Origin of the sequence: Halorussus sp. AFM4 (assembly GCF_051194995.1) — an archaeon.
Classification (GTDB): Archaea; Halobacteriota; Halobacteria; order Halobacteriales; family Haladaptataceae; genus Halorussus.
Map to the genome: position 1 here is coordinate 767,835 of NZ_JBNTJT010000002.1, position 24,065 is coordinate 791,899.

Here is a 24,065-nt window from a genome sequence, read left to right on the forward strand (position 1 = left end):
ATGAGTTCGGACGCATCTGACCTCCCCAACGAGGTCGCAGAGCGAGTACGGAACGTCCGCGTCGAGGACGAGATGGAGCAGAGCTACATCGACTACGCGATGTCGGTCATCGCGGGCCGGGCGCTGCCCGACGTCCGGGACGGGCTCAAGCCCGTCCACCGCCGCATCCTCTACGCGATGCACCGGGCCGGCGTCACCAGCGGCGCGAGCCACCGGAAGTCCTCGAACATCGTCGGGGACACGATGGGCGACTTCCACCCCCACGGCGACCAGTCGATCTACGACGCGCTGGCCCGGATGGCCCAGGACTTCTCGATGCGGTACCCCCTCATCGACGGCCAGGGCAACTTCGGGTCGGTGGACGGCGACCCGCCGGCCGCGATGCGGTACACCGAGGCCCGGATGGCCCCCATCGCAGAGGAGCTTTTAGCCGACATCGACATGGACACGGTCGACTGGGACTCGAACTACGACGACCGGCTCCAGGAGCCCGAGGTGCTGCCCTCGGCGTTCCCGAACCTGCTGGTCAACGGCTCGTCGGGCATCGCGGTCGGGATGAGCACCAACATCCCGCCGCACAACCTCGGCGAGGTCATCGACGCGACGGTCGAGCTCATCGAGAACCCCGGCGCGACCGTCGAGGACCTGATGGAGCACGTCAAGGGACCGGACTTCCCGACCGGCGCCAACATCGTGGGCCGCAACGCGGTCCACGCGGCCTACGAGTCCGGCCGGGGCCGCATCCGGGTCCGGGCCGAGTACGAGGTCGAGGAGCGCGAGAACGGCAGCGACCGCATCGTCATCACCGAGCTCCCGTTCCAGACCAACAAGGCCCGGATGGTCGAGAAGATCGCCGACGCCGTCAACGACGGCTCCATCGAGGGCATCCGTGACCTCCGCGACGAGTCGGACCGTGACGGCATCCGCATCGTGGTCGAACTCAAGCAGAACGCGATGGTGGAGGTCGTCAAGAACCAGCTGCTCGAGAGCTTCCTCGAGAAGACGTTCGGCGTCATCAACCTCGCGCTTGTCGACGGCGAGCCCAAGGTGCTGTCGCTCAAGGAGACGCTGGAGCACTACCTCGACCACCGCAAGGAGGTCGTCCGGCGCCGGAGCCAGTACGAGCTCGACGAGAAGGAGGACCGTGCCCACATCCTCGAGGGCCGGCTCACCGCGCTCGAGCACGCCGACGACGTGGTCGACATCATCCAGGACGCCGAGGACCGCGACGAGGCCAAGGCCGACCTCCAGGCCGCGTACGACTTCTCGGACGAGCAGGTCGACCACATCGTCCGGATGCAGCTTGGCAGCCTCACCTCGATGGAGGCCGCCGAGATCGAGGACGAGTACGAGGACGTCCAGGCCCGCATCGAGCGGCTCGAGACGATTCTGGGTAACGAGTCCGAACTCCTCTCCGTCATCAAGGAGGAGCTGCTGGAAGTGAAGGACGAGTACGCCGACGAGCGCCGGACCTCGTTCATCGAGGACACCGACGAGGTGACCCGCGAGGACCTCATCGCCGAGGAGGACGTGGTCGTGGTCGTGACCGAGCAGGACTACGTCAAGCGGATGCCCGTCGCCCAGTTCGACGCCCAGAACCGCGGCGGCAAGGGCATCATCGGCGGCGACATCAAGGAGGGCGACCGGGTGTCGAAGGTGTTCCGGGCGAACACCCACGACTACCTGCTGTGCTTTACCAACCAGGGGCAGGTCTACCGGCTGAAGGCCTACGAGATCCCCGAGATGTCCCGGACCGCCCGGGGCAAGTCGGCAGTCAACCTCCTCGACTTAGACGAGGGCGAGGAGATCACCGCGGTCGTCAACACCGACGACTTCGAGGACGACGAGTGTCTCAGCATGGTCACCCGCGACGGCTACGTCAAGCGGACCGCGGCCACCGAGTTCGACAACATCCTCTCGACCGGCATCATCGCCGCCAAGCTCGAGGACGGCGACGAGCTCGTGGACGTGAAGGTGACCGACGGCGAGACCGACCTGCTGGTCGCGACTCGCGACGGCATGGCCATCCGGTTCGACGAGGACGAGGCCCGCGAGATGGGCCGGAACGCCCGCGGCGTCCGCGGCATCGAGCTCGAGGGCGACGACGAGGTCGCCGGGATGGTCGCGGTCACCGACGACGCCGAGCAGGACCTGCTGACCGTGACCGAGAACGGCTACGGCAAGCGCACGCCGCTCTCGGAGTACCGCAAGCAGTCGCGCAACGGCAAGGGGCTGGTCGACATCAAGACCGGCGACCGGAACGGCCCGGTCACGTCGGTCAAGGCGGTCGGTCCCGACGACGAGCTCATCATCATGAGCGACGGCGGCCAGATCATGCGCATCCGGGCGGCCGACATCTCGGCGGTCGGCCGGAACACGATGGGCGTGACCGTGATGGAGGTCGAGGCCCCCGACACCGTCGCCAGCGTCGACGTGATCCCGGGCCGCGAACCCGAGGACGCGACCGGCGACGAACCCGCCGAGGAGTAGCCGAACGCACCGTTCTGCGGTTTTCCGTTGTTTCGAGTACGCTGAGACGCCGACCGTCAACGGTCGCTACCTTGTTCGCGCGATTTCGGCGAGGCCGTGGAGGTCGGTGACCTCGTAGTCCGGTTCGACCGACAGCTCGACGTCCGCGCAGTGGTCGCGCCGGACGAACACCGAGTCGAGCCCCGCGTTCCGGGCGGCCGCGACGTCGCTCTCGCTGTCGCCGACGAACAGCGCGGTCTCGGCCCCGAGGTCGTCGAGCGCCCGGTCGAGGAAGTGGGGGTCGGGCTTCTTGCGTTCGAGGTCCTCGACGCCCAGTCCGCGGCCGTAGTAGGTGTCGAACCACTCGCCCATCTCGTAGAAGTCGAGGATGAACTCGACGGTCTCGTGCTGGTTCGAGCTCACGACGCCGAAGTCGTGGGGAAGCGCCTCGATGGCCGCCACGTCGGGGTAGCGGTCGCGGTCGCCGTCCCGGAACTCCGCGACCTGGGCCTCCGAGGCGTGGCGGTCGCGGGCCGCCCAGAACTCGTGGGGGTCGGGTCGTAGACCGAACAGACCTCTCGCAGGCTGTCGGGGGTGACGCCCCGGATGATCTCGGCGAGGTGGTCCTCGTCGGGACGCTCGACCCCGACCGCCGCGAAGGCGGACTCGGCCGCGGCCCGCAGGGCCTCGTCGGAGGGCGGTTCGACCAGCATGCCGTCGTTGTCGAACAGCACCGCGTCGTACTCGGTCATCACCGGGACGCGCGCAGGGCGGGAACTTCGGCGTGTCGGTTCGGCGGGAGTTCGGCTCGCGCTCCACCAGCGTTCTACCGACCACCAGCATACGGCGCAGAGCGCTGTTTCACCGCGAGCGAGGAACGAAGTGACGAGCGAGCGGGTCTTTTTGGTCCGGATTTTTACGCCGAGCGGTACCCGCAACGCCCGAGCGAAGCGAGGGCGTGAGGATACCCGAGGCGTAAAAAGGTGGTTTTACAGAATGCGCTTCCCCAGCCCGCTGGCCGCGAGTTCGGTCGCCAGTTCGGCGGTCACGTTGTGCTCGTCCAGGATCGGGTTCACCTCCACGACCTCCAGCGACCGGAGGACGTCCTCGGTCGCGTCGCGCTCGCCGACCATCTCCAGCGCGGTGTGGGCCTCCCGGTAGGAGACGCCGCCCCGGACCGGCGTCCCGACGCCGGGCGCCTCCTTGGGGTCGAGCCAGTCCATGTCGAGGCTGACGTGGATGCCGTCGGTGCCGTCGGTCGCGACGTCGAGCGCGTCCTCGACCACCGGGGCGACCCCGCGCTCGTCGATGTCCGACATGGTGAACGCGGTCACCTCGCTCTCCCGGATGGCCTCGCGCTCGGCGCCGTCGAGGCTCCGGAGGCCGACGATGGCGACGTTCTCCTCCCGGAGGTTCGGGGCGTTGGCCCACTCGGTGTCCGCGAAGTCGCCGATGCCCAGCACCGCCGCCAGGGGCATCCCGTGGACGTTGCCCGACGGCGAGGTCTTGGGCGTGTTGAAGTCGCCGTGGGCGTCGAACCAGACCGTCCCGAGGTCGGCGTCGCGGGCCGCCCCGCGGACCGTCCCGATGGCGATGGAGTGGTCCCCGCCCAGCACCAGCGGGAAGGCGCCGGCGTCGAGCGCGTCGGCCACCTCGTCGGCGAGCCGGTCGCAGACGTCGGCGGTCTCGCGCAGGAACTTGGCCGACCCCTCGCTGGGCTGCTCGGCGTCCGGGTCCCGCTCCTCGGCGCGCGGGACCGGCAGGTCGCCCGCGTCGGTCGTCCCCGCCACGCTCGCCGCGTCGAGTTCGGCCGCGAGGCCCGCGTACCGGATGGCCGACGGTCCCATGTCGACGCCGCGTCGGTTCGCGCCGAGGTCCATCGGCGCGCCGATGATCCGCACCTGTCGGTTCATGGGCGGACGTTCTGCGACCGACGGTAAAGAAGGCGTGATTTCGGTTCGGCGCGAGATTTGCGAGGTGGGGACCGGTCGCGACACCGGGCGAGGGGACGGAGCGAGCCGAGACCTCGGCTCGCCCGCCGACGGACGGTTACTGGTAGTACGAACAGACCTCCTTCAGACCCTCCTCGAAGCTGATCTCGGGCTCCCAGCCGGTGGCCTCCCGCATCTTCGAGGAGTCGGCCATCGTGTCGTGGACGTACACCTTCTCCGGGATGGGGTTCTCGACGTACTCCGGTTCCACGTCGGCGCCGAGCTCCTCGTTCAGCCGCTCGACGAGCGTGTTGAGGCTGTAGCTCTCGCCCGTGCCGAGGTTGTAGATGTCGTCGAGCTCGTGGTCGGCAGCGAGTTCGAGGCCGCGGACGACGTCGTCGACGTGGGTGAAGTCCCGGGTCTGAGTGCCGTCGCCGTAGATGACCGGCGACTCGCCGTTGGCGATGTCGTCGGCGAACTGCGCGATGAGGTTCGCGAACTCGTCCTTGTGCTCCTCCGCCCCGCCGAAGCCCTCGTAGACGCTGAAGAAGCGCATCCCCGCCACCGACATGTCGTAGTGATACGAGAAGTACTCACCGTAGCGCTCGCGGGAGAGCTTCGACGCTTCGTAGCCCGTGCGGGCCGTCACGTCCATGTCCTCGGGCGAGGGCTCGGTCCTGTCGCCGTAGATCGACGACGTCGAGGCGTACACGACCGTGTCGCAGCCGTCGTTCCGGACCTGCTCGACCGTGTTCACGAACCCCTCGACGTTGACCCGCGCGCCCTTGGCGGGGTCCTCCTCGTGCATCGGGTACGACGACAGCGCCGCGAGGTGGAAGAGGACGTCGACGCCCTCGGTCGGGAGGTCGTCGTCGAGCACGCTGACGTCGCGGAACTCGACCGCGTCGTCCAGGTTCTCCGGCGTGCCGAGGTAGAGGTCGTCGACCGCGATCACGTCGTTGTCCGCGGCGAGGTGGTTCGCCAGGTTGGACCCGATGAATCCTGCGCCGCCGGTCACGAGGACGCGTTTGTCCTGCATACGTCGTCCCACCGGCGCCACCGTCAAATCGGTATCGCTCCGTCGGCGCGGTCGGGGTCGCGGCCGACCCGGTTTCGCCCCGTCGGTGAGTTGAGAAGCGTCAACTGGAGGACACCGGAACTGTACGTTCGGGCGGCTGTTTCATCCGGTCCGCCGCATTTAAGGCGGTCAGTTGCCAACCTTTAATCAATGTCGTCAATCGAACTGACCGCGAGCCAGAAGAAGATTCTCCGCGCGCTCGTAGACCTCCACCGGGAGACCGAGGACGCCGTCAAGGGCGAGGACATCGCCGAGGAGGTCGACCGCAACCCCGGCACCATCCGGAACCAGATGCAGAGCCTGAAGGCCCTCCAGTTGGTCGAGGGCGTGCCGGGCCCGAAAGGGGGGTACAAGCCGACCGCCAACGCCTTCGACGCGCTCGGCGTCCAGGACATGGACCAGGAGGCCGAGGTGCCGCTGTTCCTCGAGGGCGAGGAGGTCGACGAGGCAAACGTCGAGGAGATCGACCTCGCGAGCGTCCACCACCCCGAGCTCTGCCGCGCGGAGATCCACGTCCGCGGGTCGGTCCGGGAGTTCCACGAGGGCGACTCGGTCCGGGTCGGGCCCACGCCGCTGTCGAAGCTCGTCGTCGACGGGACGGTCGACGGCAAGGACGACACCAACAACATCGTCATCCTGAAGATCGACTCGATGGAGGCGCCCGCCGAGGAGCCGGAGCACTAGCTCGCGGTCGGACACCGGACAGCCGTCTGGACCCGCTCTACCCACTGGATCGCGCTCTCTTCGCCGTCCGTCTCGGCTCCCGCCGCCCTCCCGCCGCTATTGGGAGACACTAACACTCATCCGGTATCCTCTTTCAAAGCCTTTGTATCCGAGGACTTCGCAGGTTTCGATATGACTGAGAAGGTCGTCGTGCTCGGCGCGGGTTACGCCGGTGCCGGCGCAGTCCAACGACTCGAAGACGAACTCGAGCACGCGGACGCCGAGCTGACGTGGATATCGGAGCACAACTACCACCTCGTCCTCCACGAGGCCCACCGGGTCATCAGCGACCCGAGCGTCGAGGACGACATCACCATCCCGGTCGGCGACATCGCCGCCCCGAGCACCGAGTTCGTGCAGGCCCGCGTCGAGGGCGTCGACACCGACGAGCGGACCGTCGAACTCGACACCGACGAGACGGTCGACTACGACTACCTGCTCGTCGCGCTCGGGAGCCAGACCGCCTACTACGGCATCCCCGGGATGGAGGACCACGCGCTGACCCTCAAGAGCCTCGACGACGCCCACGAGATCCACGAGCAGGTGAAGGAGGCCGCCTCGACGGCCTCGCGCAACGACCCCGCCCAGGTCGTCATCGGCGGCGCCGGCCTGTCGGGCATCCAGAGCGCGGGCGAGGTCGCGGAGTTCCGCGACGAGCACCGCGCGCCGATCGACATCTACCTCGTGGAGGCCTTAGAGGAGATCATGCCCGGCCAGGACTCCGAGCTCCAGGGGACGGTCCGGCGCCACCTCGAGGAGGCCGACGTCGAGATCATGACCGACGACCCCATCACCGAGGCCACCGAGGACGCCATCCACTTCGACGAGGGCGACCCGCTGGACCACGACGTGTTCGTCTGGACCGGCGGCATCACCGGCCAGGACGCGCTCGACGGCTGTAACCTCGACAACGAGCACAACCGGGTCACCTGCGAGTCGGACTTCCGGACCAGCGACGACCGGGTGTTCGCCATCGGCGACTCGGCCATCGTCGACCAGGGCGACGACCCCGCGCCGCCGACCGCCCAGGCCGCCTGGCAGGCCGCCGAGGTCGCGGGTCAGAACGTCGCTCGGGCCATCAACGACCAGCCGCTCGAGACCTGGACCTACGAGGACAAGGGGACGCTCATCTCCATCGGCGAGAAGGCGGTCGCCCACGACGTGAAGGCCGGCGGCGTGTCGGTCCCGGTCCGGACGTTCAACTCCTACCCCGCCCAGTTCCTCAAGAAGGCCGTCGCGGCCCGCTGGATCGCCGACCTCACGTCGGTCCCCCGCGCGCTGAAGGCGTGGGACTCGCTGTAGAGTCGGCGCCGCACGCGTTACTGCGATTCCGTTCCTCCCGGTATCAGTAGTGACAGCGGGACTCCTTTACCCGGGACCGCGCAGGAATCTACGCCGAGCACCGGACACAGTTACCGCGTCTCCTCCTCGGCGATCGGCGTGAGCAGAAGCGAGAGACTAGTTGATACGCAGCACTCAAGAGATTCACCCCCATAGCCGGAGACAGTGAGTCAGAACGTCATCGGAGGGCTGTTCGGCGATCCGTTCGCCGTCATGAACACGATCGGACTGGTCGCGTTCGCACTCGTCGGCGCATCGAAGGCGATCCGTGAGGAGTTCGACCTGTTCGGGATCACCATCGTCGGACTGGCGATGGCGTTCGTGGGTGGCGCGACGCGCGACCTCCTCGTTGTGCGAGTCCCGTTGGCGCTCCAGTCGCCGATCGAGGTCGGTCTCGGACTCCTCGGAGTCGGCCTGGCGATCGCGCTGAGCGTCGTTCTGCCGTCTCCGGAGACACATCCCGTCGCTCTCCTCTCGGACGCTATCGGGCTCGCCGCCTTCACTACGACTGGTGCCATCGTCGCGACTGAGGCGGGTGTATCAGTGTTCGGAGTGGTCGCGATCGCGACGATCAACGCCGTCGGCGGCGGTGCGTTCGCCGACATCCTCCTCGACCGGGCCCCGTTCATCCTCTTCGAGGACTTCTACGCGAGCTGTGCGGTCCTGGGGGCGAGCGCGTACTTGGTCGCGGGGGCGGTCGGGGTCGCCGGGAGTACGGCAGCGGCGGCGTGTGCGGCAGTGACCGTCGCGACTCGGTTAGCCGCGGTCACTTACGACTGGAGCCTCCCGACGGTACAGAACCTCGGCCGACTGAGCGACCGTCCGGATAGCAGACAGTAGACGGACCCGCGTGCGGTTCGCACGACGGCCCTACCGAATCCGCTGTTCTCTCGCCGTGCACCGTCCTGAACGGGGAACTGCGTACCAGCCGCGGTGACGAAACCGTATCAAACACGGTGACGAAACTGCCGTCGGCAGCGACGACCGCGGGACCGTAACGACCACGACGTGCGGGAACTACCGTCTGCGCGACCGCAGCACGGTGCGCAGCCCCAGCGCCGAGACGACGGCGTGCCCGAGGTTGCCCCAGCCGTCGACCGCGAACGCGCCGATGCGGTGGACGCCGCGCTCGAAGCCGAACCGCCGAAAACCGACCGCGGCGAGGGCGCCGAAGACGGCTGCGCTCAGCCCCGCGTGACGCCGGGCCGACGCCTCGTCGTCGCTGGCGCCCAGCGCGAGCAGCCCCCACACCACGTGGAACAGCGCGTGGGGGCCGTTGACCGCGATCTCGCCCAGGAACAGTCCGGACTCGGTGTTGACGAGGCCGTCGTCGTCGTTGCCCCACACGAGGGGACCGACGAGTCCGAGCAGGCCGGCGACCACGTAGACGACGGCGAAGCGCCGCACCGAGCCCGCCGCGGTCGGCGACTGCCCCGTTTCAGTCTGTGGGTCTTCGCCGGATCGAGTTCGAGTCTGTGCCATGCTGTGGACGTCGGTCGTGGAGACGGGAGTGTCTGTGGGCCGCGTCGCAGGCGTCGCTCGTCGGTCGGTGCAGTTCGACGCCGAGGAGCGCAGTCGCGTCCCCGCAGTCAGCGGTCGCCCCGTTCCTCCAGAATCCGGTCGATGATGCGGCCGGTCGAGAGCAGTTCGCCGTCGTACTCGGGCTCGCGGGGGCTGGCGCGCCGGACCTCGCAGTCGACGCCCCGGCGGGCGAGCTCGTCCTCGATGGCGGCCTCGTCGTGGTGCTGGTCGTGGCCCAGCACGATGACGTCGGGGTCGAGCTCCTCGATGGGCGCGAAGATGTCCTCGGGGTGGCCCACGATGGCGTCGTCGACCGCGTCGACCGCGGCGACGACGTCCCGGCGCTGGCGGTTCGGCAGGATCGGCGGCTCCTTGTGGGTGACGTTCTCCCGTCGGGCGACGATGACGGTGAGCCGGTCGCCGAACGCGGCGGCGTCCCGGAGGTAGTGGACGTGGCCGGGGTGGAGGAGGTCGAAGGTGCCCTGTGCGATGACGTGCGTCATGGTGAGTCCTCGTCGGTCATGCTGTGGTCTGGTCGGTCGTTCCGGGTCGGGAACCGGGCCGGGTCATTCGGAGTCCTCGTAGAGGTCGTAGTCGAGTTCGGCGTCGATGTCGGCCTGGGTGAAGTCGAAGAACGACTCGCCCTCGGGCAGCGAGACGTCGAGGACGTCCAGGTCCGTGGGCTCGCCCTCCCGGTCGAACGCCCGCCAGTCGTCGTCGCCGTAGGGGTAGCCGATGATGACGTGGACCTTCCCCTTGCCGAACGTGGCGAGGTCCTCCTTGCTCGGCTTCAGCACGCCGTTCGGGTGTGAGTGGACCGACCCGACCGAGTTGAAGTCGTTGGGGATCATGCTGGTCTTGACCGTGGCGCTGACGGGGTTGGACTCGGTGCCGGGGATGACCAGCACGTCGGTGATGACCGTCCCCTTCCGTTCGAGCCCGAGCGACCGGGCGTCCTCGCCCCGGAGGAAGCCCATGTACTCGTGGGGGTGGGCGTCCTCGGACGCCGCCAGGGCGAACTGGAGGGCGTCCTCGGCGATGCCGAGTATCTCGCTCGACCGGAACAACCGCATGGTGGAGACTCCGGGCGGGCGCGTTCTAAAGGTTGCGAACCGGTGGGCGACGGGGGTCGTACTGCTTATGCCGGGGCGGTGTCCCTGCTTCGGGATGTCCCGTTCGGTCGGCTCGAACTGCTGCCGGGGTCGAATCCGGAATCGGGGTGGTGTTCTCCTCGGAAGCCCCTCTCCGGTCGCGGTCGCTGGACGGGATATTCGCGGCTCTCCGCACAGCCCGCCGCGAATAGTTGCCCGACCAGACGACCACGTGAACGCGACCGGACAGGCCCTTCCAGTCCGACCACAGCACCGCCACCGCGACCGCGGGCCTCACTCCTCCCCAGCCTCCTCGCTCGCTGTGCCCGCTCGTCCCTCGCACAATGAGGGCGCGACACGAGGTCGCGCCAGCGCGCGCCTAGTGGAACGTCCACCGAGCGCCGACCGAACGAACGACCACCGCCGGGCGGGGCTTTCGAGGACGACTCCGTGGCGATTCGGTCGTCGGTTACGAGAAGGACGCCATCTCCGAAATCAACGCTAGTCGCCTCCGAGTTGATTTCGCCCCCTCGGAGACGTAGTTGCAAACCCTTAAAATCGGCCGAACCGAAACCACGCCCAAGAATGGCATCTACCGACACCTCCGGCGAGGCCGACCCCGTCGTCTACGACCTCGACCCGGACTGCACCCTCGAGGACGTCGAAGAGGGTAACTACTACCACGCCACCGTCAACGGCGTGGTCGACTACGGCGTGTTCGTCGACCTCTCCGAATCGGTCTCCGGGCTCGCCCACGAGTCCAGCTACGAGGGCAGCTACGAGGTCGGCGACGACCTCGTGGTCGAGCTGACCGAGATCCTGGAGAACGGCGACCTGAGCTTCGACCCGGTCGAGCTCGACGAGTACGAGACCGTCGCGGTCGACCACGACTACGACATCTCCGACGCGGGCGAGCTCGGCGGCGCCGTCGGCGACACCGTCCACCTCGAGGGCGAGGTCGTCCAGATCAAGCAGACCGGCGGCCCGACCATCTTCCACGTCAGCGACGAGACCGGCGTCGTCCCCTGCGCCGCGTTCGAGGAGGCCGGCGTCCGGGCCTACCCCGACGTCGAGATCGACGACGTGGTCCGCATCACCGGGCTGGTCGAGGAGCGGGACAACTCCCTCCAGGTCGAGGTCGACAACCTCGACGTGCTGACCGACGAGGACGCCGCCGACGTCCGCGAGCGCCTCGAGGCCGCCCTCGAGGAGCGGGCCGAGCCCCACGAGACCGAGCCCCTCGTCGAGTGGCCGGCGCTCACCCAGATGTTCCCCGACCTCGAGGCGGTCGCCAAGCGGCTCCGCCGGACCGTCCTCGAGAGCCGGCCGATCCGGGTGCGCCACCACGCCGACGGCGACGGGATGTGCGCCTCGATCCCGGTCCAGTACGCCCTCGAGCGGTTCATCGAGGAGACCCACCAGGACCCCGAGGCCAAGCGCCACCTGTTCAAGCGCCTGCCGAGCAAGGCGCCGTTCTACGAGATGGAGGACGTCACCCGCGACCTCAACTTCGCGCTGGAGGACCAGGCCCGCCACGGCCAGAAGCTCCCGCTGCTGCTGATGCTCGACAACGGGAGCACCGCCGAGGACGTCCCCGCCTACAAGAACCTCGCGCACTACGACATCCCCATCGTCGTGGTCGACCACCACCACCCCGACCCCGAGGCGGTCGAGCCCTACGTCGACAACCACGTCAACCCGTACCTCTACGACGAGGACTACCGCATCACGACCGGGATGATGTGCGTCGAGCTCGCCCGGATGATCTGGCCGCCGATCACCGACGAGCTCCGCCACGTCCCGGCCGTCGCGGGCGTCTGCGACCGGTCGAAGGCCGACGCGATGACCGACTACGTCGAGCTCGCCGAGGAGGAGGGCTACGAGGAGTCGTTCCTCCGGGAGATCGGCGAGGCGCTCGACTACGAGGCCCACTGGCTCAAGTACGACGCGGGCCGCAACCTCATCAACGACGTGCTGAACGTGGGCAACACCGTCCAGCCGACCGCGGCGAGCGACGGGTCGTCGTCCGACGAGGCCGACGAGCGCCACCGCGAGCTCGTCTCGTTCCTCTCGGAGACCGCCGAGGCGGAGGTCGACGACCAGCTCGACGCCGCCATGCCCCACGTCGAGCACGAGCGCCTCGACAGCGACGCCCACCTCTACCGCATCGACGTCGAGAACCACGCCCACCGGTTCACCTACCCCGCGCCGGGCAAGACCACCGGCGAGATCCACGACCGGAAGGTCGAGGAGACCGGCGAGCCGGTCATCACCATCGGTTACGGGCCCGACTTCGCGGTCCTGCGCTCGGACGGCGTCCGGCTCGACATCCCCGAGATGGTCTCGGAGCTCAACGAGGAGGTCGTCGGCGGCGGCGTCTCGGGCGGCGGCCACCTCGTCGTCGGCTCCATCAAGTTCGTCCCCGGCATGCGCGAGGAGGTGCTCGACGCACTGGTCGAGAAGATGGCCGACGCCGAGATCGACGAGGAGCTCCAGAGCACGACCGTCGGCCACGAGCAGGACGACTGAGGCGGTCAGAGACAACCGCGCCCGCACGGCGACTACTTCTCGAACGACACCTCCCGTCTCGCGTAGAGTATCGCGACCAGCGCCCCGACAGCCACCGCAGCGAGCAGGCCGACCGGCACCCGGCCGCTCCCGCGACCGCCGGCGCTCGCCCGCCAGTCGGCGTCGAACGCGTCGGCGTAGAAGCCGCCCGCCTCCCGGCCGCGTAATACGACCGCCACCTCACGGTTCGCCCGCGCAGAGTGGTTGTTCCAGTTCAAGCTGCCGACGACGGCGGCCCTGCCGTCCACGACGACGCCCTTGGCGTGGATCTTCTCGTATCGACCGCGGGGCTTCGCCATCCGGGCCTTCAACGGGAGATCCTCGGCTTCCGCGCGCCGGTTGAGCCATTCGACCAGCGCCCGGTTGTCCTCCTCGACGTACCACGCGCTGCTCAGGAGGATCCGGACCTCGACGCCTCGCCGTGCCGCCCTGAGCGTCGCTCGCAGCAGCGAGTGGCGTCGGCCGCCGAGCGAGACCTGCTGGACCCTGATCGACTCGTCCGCGTCGCCGAGCAGGTCGAGGAGAGCCGCCTCCGCGTTGTCCGGCGCGACGAGCACGCTGGTCGACGAGGTGTTCACGACGGTCGGCGCGATCCGGGACGGGTACGTCCCGTCCGCCGGTCCGGCCTCCGCGGGGTCGAAGACCGTCCCCCGCCGGAACTCCGACCAGGGCGTCGCGCCGCGCCACCCGGCGTCGGCCTCGAACACCGCCGCCAGGCGTCCGGCGACCACTTCGCTGCGGACGACCGCGCCCCAGCCCCGGCTGGAGCGGCCGCCGGTGCCGGCGGGCTTCCAGTTCTCGGTCGTGACGAGCGCCCGGTCGTCGGCGACGGCGTACTTCGCGTGGTGGAAGTCGTAGCGGGCCCGCGACCCGCCGAGCACCCGGACGGCGACGCCCCTGGCGACCAGCGAGTCGAGGAGCCGGGCCTCGCGTCGCGGTAGCCCGCCGACGGGTGCGGCGTCCACGAGCACCCGGACCGTCGCGCCCCGCCGACTCGCTGCGGCGAGGGCGTCGGCGATCCGTCGGGAGGTGACGGTGTAGCCCGCCAGCAGGATGCGCCGGTCGGCCCGCCGAAGGGTCTCGACCGGGACGCCCGGCGAGTCGGGGAGGACGAACGCGCGGGCCGCGGTCCGGCCGGTCCTGAGGACCTCGAAATCGGTCGCGCCCAGGGGCGTCCACCGCCAGTCGGCGTCGGACCCGGTTCGATTGGCCGGGCGTCCAGTACCGTCGGCCTGGCGTCCCGGTGCAGGTTTCGGGTCTTCGATGCGGTGCCAGCGCTCGCCCTCGGGCGCGTCCTCGTAGGTGACCGACGCGGCGAGAGTCGCGTTTACGCGGCTGTCAGACGCTTCTGCGGTCGATCGGTTCCTGACCAGCCGGACGGTCTCGCCGTCGTTCGCCAGCGAGAGGTCACCAGCCGGAGCGAGCACCGGCGCCTCGGTCAGGTTCCGGGCGGCGTCGGGGTCGGCCGAGACGGCGACTCGCCCGGAGACGGTCCGGTTCGGCAGTCCGACCGCCGATTCGCCGTCGGCGAGCGACCAGTTCGCGAGGTTCGTCCGGCCGCTGACTCGCAGGACGACGAACTCCCCGGTATCCCCGTCGGTCGCGGGGTTGGGGTAGACCGCGACGATGGCGGGCGTCGTGGCGCCGGGCCGGGTTGCGGCGGTCGGGGTGACCCCCGGGGTCGTCGCGCTCCCGTCTACGCCCGGGGTCGGAACCGGGGCCACGGCCGGGGTCGGGCCTGCGGCGACTGCCGACGCGACCGTCGTCGGCGCGACGACAGCGAGCAGCACGGCGGCGACCACCGGCCACTCGGACTCGGGGAGGGACACGGCCGGGGTTCGTCTCGGCTTCGGACTTAAACCCTCGGCGACCGGTGGCTTTTTGCTCGACAGGTTCGGCGGTGTGGGTATGGTGGACCTCGTGTCGGCACTCGAACTGTCGGGGTACGCGCTGGGAGCGCTCGGCGCGGCGCTGCTCTTCTTCGAGTTCTTCCAGTTGCCGAGCTACGTCGAGTACAGCGAGGAGTACAACGACTACAGCGTCGACATCTCGCCGATGGAGGTGACCGAGCACACCTGGATCGGTCGCATCGGCGCGTTCCTGCTCATCGTCGCGTTCGCGGTTCAGTTCGTCGCCGTGCTACTCGGCTGACGGGTGGACCACGTCCCGGCAGTCGGGACACTCCGCGAAGCGTGCGGGCCGGCCCTCGGACTCGTACTCGATGAGGAGGTAGTCGCTGGTGATGGCTTCACCGCAGTTCGGGCAGAGTCCGAGCGTTTGCGTATCGAACACCATAGTTCGCCTACGTAATACGACGAAAAGGGGTGGCTTTGTTATGGTGTGGCTACTGGGCGGTGAGAAGCGGTATCGTCGTACTACGCCGCGAACGCGGCGAGTAATGTAGTACTGAAAACGCGGTACGGTGCGATTACGCGGGGGTCTCGGACCGGCCGTCGGCCGCCTTCTCGGCCTCGACCTGCACGAGGTACGCCCGGTCGTCGGCGTAGGGCCGGACCGCCTCGAGCGCGCGCTCGGTGCCGATCTGGTTGAGCGCCCAGGCCGCGCTGGCCCGGACCTCGTCGGCCTCGTCGTCCGCGAGGACGTCCGCCAGCGGGTCGATGGCCCGGGTGTCGCCGATGAGGCCGAGCGCCCGGGCGGCCTGGCTCCGGACCGAGGCGTCGTCGGCCGCGAGCCGGTCGGCCACGGGCTGGGTCGCCTCCTCGCTGCCGATCTCGCCGGCCGCCTTCAGCGCGGGCTTGGCCAGTCCGGGGTCGGAGTCGACGTAGTCGAGCACCGCGTCGAGGCCCTCCTCGCTGCCGATCTTGCCGAGGATGCGGATGGCCGCCTCGTCGCGGCGGCCGGCGCGCTCGACCATGGCGTCGAGCGCGTCGGGGTGGCCCATCCGCTCGAGCGCCTCCAGGCAGTGCTCCTCCATGAAGTTCGACTGGAAGTTCTCGAGGCCGAGCAGGATCATGTCGGCCCGGCCGCGCTTCTCCCAGACCTTCAGCGCGTGCCACTCCGGCGGGTAGTCCTTGCGGTGCTCGAGCGCCTCGTAGAACCCCTGGGCCTGGAGCTTCTCGCGGGTCTCGAGGTCGTCCCACTCCTCGGCGTCCTCGACGCCCGCCTCCAGGTCGGCCGCGGCCTCGACCAGTTCTGCGATGGTCTCGGCGTCGTCGTCGGGGTCAAGTCCGGCCTCGCCGACGACGACCGCGGCCTCCTCGAGCGCGTCCACCAGGTCCTCGACCGCGGGCGAGACGGTCGCGTCGACGTCGGTGCCGAGGATCTCCTCGACGGCGACCAGGAACTCGTCGACGACGTCGGCCAGCTCCTCGCGGCCGGTGTCGGTCCACTCGGTGTCCTCGACGGTGGTGCCCGCCGCGGTGACGTCCTCGACGACGTCCTCGGCGTAGGGGCCACGGGCCTCCTCGAGGTCGCTGCGGAGGTCGGCCAGGCGGTCCTCGAACCGCTCGCGGGGGTCCTCCGCGTCCTCGTCGTCCTCGTCGGGTTCGGGGAGGTCGGCCCGCTCGAGGTCGGCCTCGATGTCGTCGAGTTCGGCCTCGACAGCGTCGAGGTCCGCCTCGGTCTCGGCGGCCTCGAGGTCCTCCTCGGCCGCGTCCAGTTCCGCCTCCAGCTCCTCCTCGCCGATCGTCGGCTCGACTGCCGTCTCCTCGGTTTCCGGTTCCTCGGCCCCGTTCTCGGCTTCCTCGTCGCTCATTCGACCCACCCCGCAAGGCTTACCGGACTCATATGGTGGAAACTGGGTGCGTACACCTCAAGAGCGTTTCCCTTCCACTTCGCGGGTCCCGACCTCGCGTTCCCCCAGGTCCGTATCGGGGCCGACGTCACGCCAGTAGTACCGCGGGCCGAGCAGCAGGTACGCCAGCGCGGCGGCGAGCAACAGCCTGGGGAAGGCCCGGTCGAACGCGGCGGGCGCGAGGATGGCCAGCGCCTGCACCCCGCCCATCGCGACCGCGTCGCGGGCGAACAGGTCCGGGTAGGTCACGCGGGTCACCATCAGGTACGCGAAGACGGCCATCGCCGCGACCAGAATCGCCGCGTCGGCGACGCCCGACAGCACCGCGGCCGACAGCACGGTCGCGGCGAGGGTGCTCGGCACGCCCTCGGTGTGGCCGTTGCCCACGTCGTAGGCGGTGTACAGCCCCAGGCGGACCACCGCCATCGCCACGAAGACGGCGGGCACGCAGAACGCCGCGACCGCCAGCGGCGAGGGGTCGGCCAGCCCCCACCGCCCGCGGGCGACCTCGAACACCACCATGGCGGGCGCGACGCCGAACGACGCGACGTCGGCCAGCGAGTCGAGGTACTCGCCCGCGGGGGTCGAGCCCACCTTCCGGGCGACCACGCCGTCGAGGCCGTCGGCGACCGCCGCCAGCAGCACGAGCTGGGCCGCCAGCCCCGGGTCGACGGTCGCGACGGCGGCCGCGAGGAAGCCGACCGCCGCGTTGGCGACCGTCACCGCGTCGGCGAGTCCGAGCCGACCCACGAACCGGGGTTCCATACGTGTCGCGTGTGCGACGGCCGTTCATACGTCTTTATATCCGGCCGACTCTCGGCCGGCGGACAGGTCCGACGGCCCGGCTGTCTCGTCCGGCGGCGGGTTCCGCATGACCTAAATCGCTCGCGTCCGGAGTGTCGGGCATGGACCGCCGAACGTTCCTCGCCGGGGCCGCGAGCGTCGGGTCGCTGGGGCTGGCCGGCTGCACCGCCCTCGGGAGCGGGGCCGACGCGCCGAGCGACTACGACGTCGGCATGGGGGCGGCGTTCTTCCGCCCCTCGAAGCTCGAAGTGAAAGCGGGCGAGACGGTCGTCTGGGCGAACACGGGCAACCGGCGCCACACCGTCACGGCCTACGAGAACCAGATCCCCGAGGAGGCGGCGTACTTCGCCTCCGGCGGCTTCGATTCGGAGCAGGCCGCCCGCGACGGCTGGATGGACGGGTTCGAGGGCCGCATCAACGCGGGCGCGACCTTCGAGCACACGTTCGAGGTGCCCGGCGAGTACCACTACTTCTGCATCCCCCACGAGCCGACCGGGATGGTCGGGACGGTCGTGGTGACGGAGTAGGCCCCGCCGGTGCGACGGCGTCGCGACTCGGCGGTCGGATAAAACGAGAATCGGATCGCGTCGGCGTGCGGGTTCGGAATCGGGTCCGGACGTCCGCGCTCAGACCTCGACCTCTTCCTCGTCGACGTCGACGGAGGTCTCCTCCTCGGCGGCGACCTCCTCGGGACGCGCTTCGAGCGTCGCCTTCTGGATCTCGACGCGGCGCAGCGGGTAGATGGTCTTGGCCTCGCCGTAGATGGCCGACGAGAGCCGCCCCTCGACCACGCTGTCGATGAGGTCCTCGAAGGTGCGGTCCTCGGCGGCGTCCTCGACGATGTCGACCATCGTCTCGCGGATGGCCTTCTCCTGGCTCGCGTCGGCGTCCTTGGTCGTGAACGCGACCGGCTGGACCTGGACGCGGTAGTCGTCGGTCGTCAGGACCGTGACGTACGCCTCGATCTTCGAGGCGCCGCGGCGCACGAGGCTCCGCAGGTAGTCGCGGGTGAGCTCGTGCTTGATGAACTCGGTGTACGCCGCGTCGCTGCCCACGTCGTTGATCTTGAACGTGAGCTTGGTGTTGTTCTCGCTGGCGTCGCCCTGGAGCTCGCCCAGCGTGGTCTCGACGTTGCGGCCGAGCACCTTCTCCGGTTCGTCGGCGGGGGTGCCACCGAGCTCCTGTCGGTCGAACTGCTGGGGAGCGTGGATGGTGTACCACCGCTTCTCCTGCTTCTGCTTGGATACGGATCGTTCGCTCATGATTGGGTTTCGTCTGTGTGGTCTGCGTCGAATCGTTTCGCTGCCTGTACGACTTCCTGCGCCACCGCGAGGTTCACGACGTAGTCGTCGACCGTGGTCCGGAGGCCGCCGGTCGTCCCGCGCTCGACGGTCGTCTCGACGACGCCGTCCGTCGCGTGGGTGTCGATCTGGGGCGTGTTGTCCGGCCGGACCGACGCCGCCAGCACCGCGGCGTCGTCGAGTTCGGTCCGGATCGTCGCCGAGCGACCCGTCTGGCCGTCGGCGTCGAGTCGGCCGGCAGACGCCTCGGAATCGGCTTGCCGACCGGTCACGGTCGGGCCTCCCGGAACGCGGTCAGGAACTCGGTGGCGTCCGTCTCGGGGTCGAAGCGGGCGTAGCCGCGCGTGGACGTCCCGCCGCCGGTGCCGCCGACCGCGCGCGCCGCCTCGGTCATCGCCGCACCGACGGCCGCGTTCGCGTCCTCGATGGCGGCCGCCGCGGCCTCGCGGTCGCTCACGACGAGCGCGACGGGTTCGGGCGACCGGAAGTTCCGGAGGAGACGGGCGACCGTCTCGACCGGAGCCTCCTCCGTCCGGAGCGCGAACAGGCCGTCGTACCGGCCGGTCGTCCCCTCGCGGAGGACCCGGTGTGCTCGCGCGGCGTGGTCGCGCCACGCGTCGAGCGCGTCGGGCCGCGCGTCGTGGCCCAGCGCCAGCGCGACGCCGGTGCCCGGGCGCTCCCGGGCGACCGCGTCGAGCACGTCGGCGTAGCCCTCGACCGTCGCGAACGGGGCGTCGGGGCCTCGGTCGTCGGACCCGTCACCCGCGATGGCGTGGGGGCGGAGCGCGCGCTCGACCGCCTCCGCGGCGCGGTCGGTCGCGTCCTCGGCGCCGGCGGCCGCCAGCGCGTACTCGGAGGCGACCCGGCGGTGAGCCGAGTCGTCGAGTTCGGCGGGCAGGCCGAGCTCGGCCAGCGCGGCCTGGGCGGCCTCGCGGTCGCCCGAGTAGTCGGCGTGCGCGAGCGTCGAGTGGGCCAGGCCGTCGGCGAGGTCGTCGGTCGGCACGCCGACGCCGGGCCGGCGCTCGATCCGGGACTCGCTCGCCTGTTCGAGGACGTGGGCGCTCCCGCCTGCCCCTGCGGGACGGCCCGCCGCGACCGCGCCGGCCAGCGCCAGCGCGGGGTCGGGCGACGCGCCGAGTTCGCGGGCCGCGTCGAACGCGGTCACGCTCGCCGGCGTCGCCTCGCCGGGCAGCCGGACGTCAGCGGCGTCGTCGAGTCCGATACCGACCGTGGTGTCGCCGGCGTCGGCGTTGGGGTCGGTGACTCCGCCGGGGTCGTCGCTCTGCTCGCCCGCACCGTCCTCGCCGGGCCGGGCCAGCGTCTCGCCGAAGCGACCGACCCGGATCTGGTAGGGGACGCCGCGCTCGGCGAGGGCGTCAGCCAGCAGCCCCGCTGCCGCGAGGCAGTCGCCGTCGGCGCGGGCGAGGACCCGCGCGAAGTCGGCCTCGCGCAGGCCCGCGGCCACGTCGCCGGCGGAGGGGGCTGGCCCGTCGGTTCCGCGTCGACCCGAGGTGGACATCTACTCTAAGAGTTCCTTGGCGGTCTCGTAGGAGTACGTGAAGTCCGCGTCGAGCTCGTCGCCGCGGTAGTAGTCGACGAGCCGGCGGACCTTCGACTGGGTGTTCTGGAGCGCCCGCTTGTTCTGGGCGTCCTGGGGGTGCTCGTCCATGTGCTCGCGCAGGCGGACGGCCCGCTCCATCAGGTTGCGGAGGTCCTCCGGCAGCTCGCCGTCGGCGTCGTTCTCCTCTAAGATCTCGGTGACCTTCTTGCCGGTCGCCAGCTTCACGTCGGGGACCGGCGTGCCCTTCACGCCCTCGTCGCGCAGCTTCAGGCCGATCTCGCTCGGGCTGTGGCCCTGCTCGGCCAGCTCGACCACGCGGTCCTCGATGGCGTCCTCGTCTACGTCGCTCCACTCCGGCGGTTCGTCTGCCACGGGCTTGTCCGAGTCGGACGACCCGCGGCGGCGGGTGTGCATTCGTGCCATGGTTGTCGGATTGGAACTGCACAGGCCGCTCGTCGCTGACGCAGAGAGTTGCGCGCTGATGCGTCGGTGAGACGCGGCGCACGTCCGCAATCCCGAGCCGGGCAATAGCGAGGCGCCAAGCGCCTCGGTCGCGAGCGGGTGACGCCCGCGAGCCTCCGGCGAGTCAGATTTGCGGCTGTGCTGTTCCCGTATCGAGTACGAAGTTGGCGCAGGTAGTTAAATGGTAAGATTCTGCCGTGGGTGGGACACCCTGCCCGGGTGGCCGGATTCCGAGAGGTTTATCAATACCCCCGGACAACGTAGAGATGCGTTCGAGGGCTCGTAGATCAGCGGTAGATCACTCCCTTGGCATGGGAGAGGCCCCGGGTTCAAATCCCGGCGAGTCCACTTCCTTCCCTCGTTTCACTCGGTCAGTCAGCGGACTCGCCGACCTTCGCGAACGCGAAGCGTTCGCTCAGTCCCGGCGAGTCAATTTTGACCAATTAGCGAGTCCCGTTAGTCCTTGAAAGCCGAGCGAACCCCAACCAAGACGAACAGGGCGCCGAACCCGATCACGAAGAACGGCTTGTTGCTGCTCTCGTGCTTGAGGTACGCGTTGCCGGGCGAGTCCGGGGGAACGTAGGCCGTCACGGTGTCGCCCGGTTCGTACCCCTCCAGTTGCGATTTGGCCTCCTCTCGGGTGTCGAACTCCCTCGGGAGCGTCCCGGGGTAGACGTTCGAGGAGGTATAGGTCTCCCCCTCGTAGGTGTAGTTGAACGTCGCGTGCGCCTCGTAGTGGACACCCTTCCCGGCCGAATCCTCCGTGACCGACGTGGCGGTGATGGTGGCGTCGACCTCCACCGCGGAGTCCAGCGCCGAGGACTGTTCGCTGTAGCTGTACGCACCGTATCCGATCGTCGCGAGCCCGACGAGTATCGTCAGGGCGATCTGGAGGGTTCCCGAGGGACCGTTGACTTCCATACGGGCCCTACATATGTGCGTCTTATATAGGTTGGACATTCAGGATATTCAACACTCGCCGGTCGCGAAGCGCCGACACCGAGGGTCCGGCCCCGACCCCGGTCGAACAGGAGCCCGCGGGAAGCGGAACCCAGGACTCCGGGTGGCGCCTCAGAAGTCCATGACGCCCCTGTACAGTTGCTTCACCGTCAGGTGGTTCCGCTCGACGTCCTCCCGGACGTTCTCGTAGAACTCGTCGCGCTCCCGCACGACCTCCTCGCTCACGTCGAAGTCGTGGGACTCGTAGAACTCCGAGGTGGCACCCATGTTCCGCATGACCGTGTAGAAGTCCGGCAGCGCGAAGATCTTGAGCGCCGCCAGGTCGGAGGCGTCCGCGGTGTCGACGGTCCAGTCGTACCCGTACCGGTCGAACTCGTCGGCGATCCGGGCGGTCCGGGGGCTGCCCACCGCCGACTGGACGTCCTCCCAGAACGCGGTGTCGCCCGAGGCGTACTCGTAGTGGACGCCGACGAAGTCGTGGATGGACTCCCAGGTGCGGGCGACCGACGCGTTGAACGCGTCGCGGAGCGCGTCGTCGGCGACGCGGCCGTGCGAGGACAGCAGGTTGGCGAACTGGACCGCCAGCGAGGCGTTGGCGGTGAGCGCGGTCGACTGGAGCGGTTCGACGAACCCCTGGGCGTTCCCGATGGCCAGGCAGTTGTCGACCCAGGCCCGCTCGTAGTAGCCCGACGAGAACTCGTACCGGTCGACGTCTTCGGCGGAGACGTCCGGGTCGACGCCGTCCGGTGCCACCGAGGCGACGAACTCGCGGAACTCCGCGAGCGCCGCCTCGTCGTCGGCGTACTCCGAGCCGAAGACGTACCCCAGGTCGCGGTCGTCGTAGGTGTCGATCTGCCAGAACCACCCGTGGTCGCCGGTCTCGATGACGGTCGCCGGCACGACGTCGTCGAGCGACAGCGGGACCCGGACGTTGAGCGCCGCGTCCAGCGGGAACCCGAAGTCCCGGAACGCCGCGTCCTGCTCGCGCCGGAGCACGCGGTTGAACCCGGTCGCGTCGACGAACAGGTCGGCCTCGTAGGACTGCTGCTTGCTCCGCACGCGGTCGACGCGCGACCCGGTGGTCTCGACCGCGACGATCTCGTCGTCGATCAGCGAGACGCCCCGCTCCCGGCAGAGCTCCCGCAGGAAGGCGTTGAACCGCTGGGTGTCGAGGTGGTAGGCGACCTTGTCGTAGCGGTCGAGGTCGCCGTTCGGCCCGTAGTACCACGGCGACTTGCCCTGCGCGACCAGCTGCTCGCACTTCGTCAGGTGGTCGGGGCTGTCGTAGAGCTCGGCGTAGTGGTGGTAGTAGTGCTCGACCGCGTTCGGGGTGTCGGCGTCGGGGTACTTGTCCGGCGGGTCGAACGGGTACTGGAACGCGGGGGAGTCACACCAGTCCCGGAAGTACACCGACGCCTTCCAGATGGGCTTGACCTCGGAGACGAACCGCGGTTCGTCGATGCCGAGCGACCCGTGGAGGATGGTCTGTATCTCCCGGTAGGTGCTCTTGCCGACCTGGGGAATCTCCTGCTGGAAGTCGTCGACCACCGACACGTCCACGGACGGGTTCAGCCGCCGGACGGCCAGCGCCGTCAGTAACCCGACGTCACCTCCGCCGACGATGGTCACGTCGTCTACCGTCGCGTTCATTGTTACCAGAGTGGGGCATCCCCGGGCAATAATACCTTCGACGGGTGGGCAGAACGGCCTCCACGGCGGGCGGCGCCGCGACGGCGGTCCCCGCCGACCCGTTCCGGACGTCGACCGCGGGGCCGGGCTCCGATCGACCGCCGGACTCGCCGGGGACCGCCCCGCTTTAGTGCGGCCCGGGACCCTACGGGAGGTGTGACCCACACGCCTCCGACGCCTCGCCCGCACGGAGGTCGCCGGGCGCGTTCACGTTCCGGAACGCGGCGGCGTCCGCGCGCTCCCGGACCGTCCGCTCCGGAAGCACAACCGGATCGAGGCGGTCCAGAACGCCGCCGAACCCGCAGGCCTCGTCGGCGTCCGGGTCGAGCGCCGCGGCGCACGCCGCGACGGCCGGCTCGACCCGGTAGACCGCCGCGAGCGGCTGCGGGCGGCCGTCGAACGTCGGCACGGCGCCCGTCTCGCCGCGGGCGTCGGCGAACAGCGAGTCCAGCAACCCCGGATCGAGCGTCGGCATGTCGCAGGCCGTCGCGACCGCGACGGGCGCGTCCGCCGCCCGGAGGCCAGTCAGCAGCCCGGCCACCGGGCCGCGGTCGGGCGCCTCGTCGACCGCGAAGCGCGGCTCGCAGGGAGCGTCCGCCAGGGCGCGCCGGAAGGGGCCGACCTGGTCTGCCCGGCAGTTCACGACGAGTTCGTCGACGACCCGGACCACCCGGTCGGCGACCCGGCGCAGCAGCGGGTCGCCCTCGAACTCCGCGAGGGCCTTCTCGCGGTCGCCGAACCGCGTCGACCGGCCGCCGGCGACCACCACGCCCGAGCGCGCCGTCATCGCGACACCGCCGCCCGCGTCGTCG

Annotated in this window: 23 protein-coding genes, 1 tRNA gene and 1 pseudogene; 8 read left to right on the plus strand and 17 right to left on the minus strand. The window is 69.7% G+C overall.

Going from position 1 to position 24,065, the window contains the following annotated elements; all coding sequences use genetic code 11:
* A complete protein-coding gene (gyrA, locus tag ACQUQF_RS12010; RefSeq protein WP_435179086.1) occupies positions 1-2,490 on the plus strand; it encodes a DNA gyrase subunit A in 2,490 nt (829 codons plus the stop codon).
* Between the two features lie 66 nt (positions 2,491-2,556).
* On the opposite strand, the pseudogene ACQUQF_RS12015 reads toward gyrA, so the two are convergent.
* From ACQUQF_RS12015 to ACQUQF_RS12025, 3 genes and pseudogenes are all read right to left on the minus strand, one after another.
* Positions 2,557-3,221: pseudogene (locus ACQUQF_RS12015) on the minus strand (HAD family hydrolase).
* Between the two features lie 237 nt (positions 3,222-3,458).
* On the minus strand, positions 3,459-4,382 hold the full coding sequence (rocF, locus tag ACQUQF_RS12020) for an arginase (protein ID WP_435179088.1): 924 nt from the start codon (positions 4,380-4,382) through the stop codon (positions 3,459-3,461).
* A 136-nt stretch (positions 4,383-4,518) separates the two neighbouring features.
* Positions 4,519-5,439, minus strand: coding sequence for an NAD-dependent epimerase/dehydratase family protein (locus ACQUQF_RS12025; protein ID WP_435179091.1), 921 nt, complete (start codon positions 5,437-5,439; stop codon positions 4,519-4,521).
* A 189-nt stretch (positions 5,440-5,628) separates the two neighbouring features.
* On the opposite strand from ACQUQF_RS12025, the gene ACQUQF_RS12030 reads away from it, so the two are divergent.
* The 3 genes from ACQUQF_RS12030 to ACQUQF_RS12040 all read left to right on the plus strand — a co-directional run bounded on the left by ACQUQF_RS12030 (position 5,629) and on the right by ACQUQF_RS12040 (position 8,382).
* Positions 5,629-6,162: an Rrf2 family transcriptional regulator gene (locus tag ACQUQF_RS12030; protein ID WP_435179093.1), complete on the plus strand. Its 534-nt coding sequence runs from the start codon at positions 5,629-5,631 to the stop codon at positions 6,160-6,162.
* Between the two features lie 171 nt (positions 6,163-6,333).
* Positions 6,334-7,503 (plus strand): NAD(P)/FAD-dependent oxidoreductase, encoded by a 1,170-nt coding sequence (locus tag ACQUQF_RS12035; RefSeq protein WP_435179095.1) that lies wholly within the window; start codon positions 6,334-6,336, stop codon positions 7,501-7,503.
* Positions 7,504-7,755: 252 nt separating this feature from the next.
* Positions 7,756-8,382 carry a trimeric intracellular cation channel family protein gene (locus ACQUQF_RS12040; protein ID WP_435179528.1) on the plus strand — a complete coding sequence of 209 codons (627 nt, stop codon included), beginning with the start codon at positions 7,756-7,758 and terminating at the stop codon, positions 8,380-8,382.
* 177 nt (positions 8,383-8,559) lie between these two features.
* On the opposite strand, the gene ACQUQF_RS12045 is transcribed toward ACQUQF_RS12040, so the two are convergent.
* The 3 genes from ACQUQF_RS12045 to ACQUQF_RS12055 form a co-directional block, all read right to left on the minus strand.
* On the minus strand, positions 8,560-8,949 hold the full coding sequence (locus tag ACQUQF_RS12045; RefSeq protein WP_435179097.1) for a DUF4383 domain-containing protein: 390 nt from the start codon (positions 8,947-8,949) through the stop codon (positions 8,560-8,562).
* A 182-nt stretch (positions 8,950-9,131) separates the two neighbouring features.
* Positions 9,132-9,566: an adenylyltransferase/cytidyltransferase family protein gene (locus ACQUQF_RS12050; RefSeq protein WP_435179099.1), complete on the minus strand. Its 435-nt coding sequence runs from the start codon at positions 9,564-9,566 to the stop codon at positions 9,132-9,134.
* 63 nt (positions 9,567-9,629) lie between these two features.
* A complete protein-coding gene (locus ACQUQF_RS12055) occupies positions 9,630-10,136 on the minus strand; it encodes a Mov34/MPN/PAD-1 family protein (protein WP_435179101.1) in 507 nt (168 codons plus the stop codon).
* Positions 10,137-10,739: 603 nt separating this feature from the next.
* On the opposite strand from ACQUQF_RS12055, the gene ACQUQF_RS12060 reads away from it, so the two are divergent.
* Complete coding sequence (locus tag ACQUQF_RS12060; RefSeq protein ID WP_435179103.1) at positions 10,740-12,683, plus strand: DHH family phosphoesterase; 1,944 nt, start codon at positions 10,740-10,742, stop codon at positions 12,681-12,683.
* Between the two features lie 32 nt (positions 12,684-12,715).
* On the opposite strand, the gene ACQUQF_RS12065 is transcribed toward ACQUQF_RS12060, so the two are convergent.
* Positions 12,716-14,551, minus strand: coding sequence for a phospholipase D-like domain-containing protein (locus ACQUQF_RS12065; protein WP_435179105.1), 1,836 nt, complete (start codon positions 14,549-14,551; stop codon positions 12,716-12,718).
* 79 nt (positions 14,552-14,630) lie between these two features.
* On the opposite strand from ACQUQF_RS12065, the gene ACQUQF_RS12070 reads away from it, so the two are divergent.
* Positions 14,631-14,873, plus strand: coding sequence for a hypothetical protein (locus ACQUQF_RS12070; RefSeq protein ID WP_435179106.1), 243 nt, complete (start codon positions 14,631-14,633; stop codon positions 14,871-14,873).
* Here the strand turns inward: ACQUQF_RS12070 and ACQUQF_RS12075 are convergent.
* From ACQUQF_RS12075 to ACQUQF_RS12085, 3 genes are all read right to left on the minus strand, one after another.
* The gene (locus ACQUQF_RS12075; protein ID WP_162829376.1) at positions 14,862-15,014 is read right to left on the minus strand and encodes a hypothetical protein; all 153 of its coding nucleotides are present in this window, start codon (positions 15,012-15,014) and stop codon (positions 14,862-14,864) included. The two genes, ACQUQF_RS12070 and ACQUQF_RS12075, sit on opposite strands and share 12 nt — an antisense overlap.
* A 136-nt stretch (positions 15,015-15,150) precedes the next feature.
* Positions 15,151-16,437, minus strand: a complete 1,287-nt coding sequence (locus ACQUQF_RS12080) for a HEAT repeat domain-containing protein (protein WP_435179108.1) — start codon at positions 16,435-16,437, stop codon at positions 15,151-15,153.
* A gap of 57 nt (positions 16,438-16,494) precedes the next feature.
* Positions 16,495-17,241 (minus strand): protein sorting system archaetidylserine synthase, encoded by a 747-nt coding sequence (locus ACQUQF_RS12085; RefSeq protein ID WP_435179110.1) that lies wholly within the window; start codon positions 17,239-17,241, stop codon positions 16,495-16,497.
* Between the two features lie 140 nt (positions 17,242-17,381).
* Here ACQUQF_RS12085 and ACQUQF_RS12090 point away from each other — a divergent pair, with 140 nt between their 5' ends.
* Positions 17,382-17,807: a plastocyanin/azurin family copper-binding protein gene (locus tag ACQUQF_RS12090; RefSeq protein WP_435179112.1), complete on the plus strand. Its 426-nt coding sequence runs from the start codon at positions 17,382-17,384 to the stop codon at positions 17,805-17,807.
* Positions 17,808-17,906: 99 nt separating this feature from the next.
* Here the strand turns inward: ACQUQF_RS12090 and ACQUQF_RS12095 are convergent, their stop codons facing one another.
* From ACQUQF_RS12095 to ACQUQF_RS12110, 4 genes are read right to left on the minus strand one after another with little or no spacing between them, the layout of a single operon-like run.
* Positions 17,907-18,542, minus strand: coding sequence for a 30S ribosomal protein S3ae (locus ACQUQF_RS12095; RefSeq protein ID WP_435179114.1), 636 nt, complete (start codon positions 18,540-18,542; stop codon positions 17,907-17,909).
* Complete coding sequence (locus ACQUQF_RS12100) at positions 18,539-18,853, minus strand: KEOPS complex subunit Pcc1 (RefSeq protein WP_435179116.1); 315 nt, start codon at positions 18,851-18,853, stop codon at positions 18,539-18,541. Before ACQUQF_RS12100 ends, ACQUQF_RS12095 begins: the two co-directional genes overlap by 4 nt.
* Positions 18,850-20,100: an exonuclease RecJ gene (locus ACQUQF_RS12105; protein WP_435179117.1), complete on the minus strand. Its 1,251-nt coding sequence runs from the start codon at positions 20,098-20,100 to the stop codon at positions 18,850-18,852. The genes ACQUQF_RS12100 and ACQUQF_RS12105 overlap by 4 nt, the downstream gene beginning before the upstream one ends.
* Positions 20,101-20,565 carry a 30S ribosomal protein S15 gene (locus ACQUQF_RS12110; protein ID WP_435179119.1) on the minus strand — a complete coding sequence of 155 codons (465 nt, stop codon included), beginning with the start codon at positions 20,563-20,565 and terminating at the stop codon, positions 20,101-20,103. It lies immediately after the preceding gene.
* Between the two features lie 315 nt (positions 20,566-20,880).
* On the opposite strand from ACQUQF_RS12110, the gene ACQUQF_RS12115 reads away from it, so the two are divergent.
* Positions 20,881-20,952: transfer RNA gene (locus ACQUQF_RS12115), tRNA-Ala, on the plus strand.
* 108 nt (positions 20,953-21,060) lie between these two features.
* On the opposite strand, the gene ACQUQF_RS12120 is transcribed toward ACQUQF_RS12115, so the two are convergent.
* The 3 genes from ACQUQF_RS12120 to ACQUQF_RS12130 form a co-directional block, all read right to left on the minus strand.
* Positions 21,061-21,525: a DUF3592 domain-containing protein gene (locus ACQUQF_RS12120; protein ID WP_435179121.1), complete on the minus strand. Its 465-nt coding sequence runs from the start codon at positions 21,523-21,525 to the stop codon at positions 21,061-21,063.
* A 150-nt stretch (positions 21,526-21,675) separates the two neighbouring features.
* Positions 21,676-23,214 carry an FAD-dependent oxidoreductase gene (locus ACQUQF_RS12125; protein ID WP_435179123.1) on the minus strand — a complete coding sequence of 513 codons (1,539 nt, stop codon included), beginning with the start codon at positions 23,212-23,214 and terminating at the stop codon, positions 21,676-21,678.
* Positions 23,215-23,398: 184 nt separating this feature from the next.
* Complete coding sequence (locus ACQUQF_RS12130) at positions 23,399-24,040, minus strand: molybdenum cofactor guanylyltransferase (protein ID WP_435179125.1); 642 nt, start codon at positions 24,038-24,040, stop codon at positions 23,399-23,401.
* Positions 24,041-24,065 lie beyond the last annotated feature (25 nt).

Coding starts and splice junctions, on each gene's coding strand:
- gyrA (WP_435179086.1), top strand. CDS start 1: ATGAGTTCGGACGCATCTGACCTCCCCAACGAGGTCGCAGAGCGAGTA.
- rocF (WP_435179088.1), bottom strand. CDS start 4,382: ATGAACCGACAGGTGCGGATCATCGGCGCGCCGATGGACCTCGGCGCG.
- ACQUQF_RS12025 (WP_435179091.1), bottom strand. CDS start 5,439: ATGCAGGACAAACGCGTCCTCGTGACCGGCGGCGCAGGATTCATCGGG.
- ACQUQF_RS12030 (WP_435179093.1), top strand. CDS start 5,629: ATGTCGTCAATCGAACTGACCGCGAGCCAGAAGAAGATTCTCCGCGCG.
- ACQUQF_RS12035 (WP_435179095.1), top strand. CDS start 6,334: ATGACTGAGAAGGTCGTCGTGCTCGGCGCGGGTTACGCCGGTGCCGGC.
- ACQUQF_RS12040 (WP_435179528.1), top strand. CDS start 7,756: ATGAACACGATCGGACTGGTCGCGTTCGCACTCGTCGGCGCATCGAAG.
- ACQUQF_RS12050 (WP_435179099.1), bottom strand. CDS start 9,566: ATGACGCACGTCATCGCACAGGGCACCTTCGACCTCCTCCACCCCGGC.
- ACQUQF_RS12055 (WP_435179101.1), bottom strand. CDS start 10,136: ATGCGGTTGTTCCGGTCGAGCGAGATACTCGGCATCGCCGAGGACGCC.
- ACQUQF_RS12060 (WP_435179103.1), top strand. CDS start 10,740: ATGGCATCTACCGACACCTCCGGCGAGGCCGACCCCGTCGTCTACGAC.
- ACQUQF_RS12070 (WP_435179106.1), top strand. CDS start 14,631: ATGGTGGACCTCGTGTCGGCACTCGAACTGTCGGGGTACGCGCTGGGA.
- ACQUQF_RS12080 (WP_435179108.1), bottom strand. CDS start 16,437: ATGAGCGACGAGGAAGCCGAGAACGGGGCCGAGGAACCGGAAACCGAG.
- ACQUQF_RS12085 (WP_435179110.1), bottom strand. CDS start 17,241: ATGGAACCCCGGTTCGTGGGTCGGCTCGGACTCGCCGACGCGGTGACG.
- ACQUQF_RS12090 (WP_435179112.1), top strand. CDS start 17,382: ATGGACCGCCGAACGTTCCTCGCCGGGGCCGCGAGCGTCGGGTCGCTG.
- ACQUQF_RS12095 (WP_435179114.1), bottom strand. CDS start 18,542: ATGAGCGAACGATCCGTATCCAAGCAGAAGCAGGAGAAGCGGTGGTAC.
- ACQUQF_RS12105 (WP_435179117.1), bottom strand. CDS start 20,100: ATGTCCACCTCGGGTCGACGCGGAACCGACGGGCCAGCCCCCTCCGCC.
- ACQUQF_RS12110 (WP_435179119.1), bottom strand. CDS start 20,565: ATGGCACGAATGCACACCCGCCGCCGCGGGTCGTCCGACTCGGACAAG.
- ACQUQF_RS12120 (WP_435179121.1), bottom strand. CDS start 21,525: ATGGAAGTCAACGGTCCCTCGGGAACCCTCCAGATCGCCCTGACGATA.
- ACQUQF_RS12125 (WP_435179123.1), bottom strand. CDS start 23,214: ATGAACGCGACGGTAGACGACGTGACCATCGTCGGCGGAGGTGACGTC.
- ACQUQF_RS12130 (WP_435179125.1), bottom strand. CDS start 24,040: ATGACGGCGCGCTCGGGCGTGGTGGTCGCCGGCGGCCGGTCGACGCGG.